A 409-nucleotide genomic window follows, 5' to 3' on the forward strand; every position below is an offset into this window, starting at 1 on the left:
AGAGCCTGATCAGAAAATAAGTTGAGTGGTATCAGCAGGTTAGCTTGACGCTTTGGCCTGTCATTGATTCATGGGTTTCGCCAAAAACTACCATGGATTCAACGATGTGGACCGATACCACTCGCGCCCTTCATGCGCGAAGAGGGCTAGCTTTGCCAAGCGATTTGACGGATGCCGAGTGGGCGCTGCTGGAGCCATTGCTTCCACCTGCGTCTCGTGTCGGACGGCCCCGCAAATGGCCATTACGACGCATCGTCGAGGCAATTCTGTACCTACTGCGCGGAGGCCTGCCATGGCGGATGCTGCCGCCTTGCTTTCCGCCGGTGTCGAGCGTGCGGCATTGGTTCTACTTGTGGCGAGACAACGGGCTGTGGCTGACGATAAACCACACCTTGTTGATGATGGCCCG

The 409-nt window shown here is 56.7% G+C and carries 1 protein-coding gene; it reads left to right on the forward strand.

Features of this window, described 5'->3' with window-relative positions:
- Positions 1 to 104 precede the first annotated feature (104 nt).
- A partial coding sequence (locus tag ACYPYD_RS24435; protein ID WP_459662230.1) for a transposase occupies positions 105 to 409 on the forward strand: 305 nt, incomplete at its 3' end.

Source organism: Novosphingobium sp. 11B (assembly GCF_054589055.1).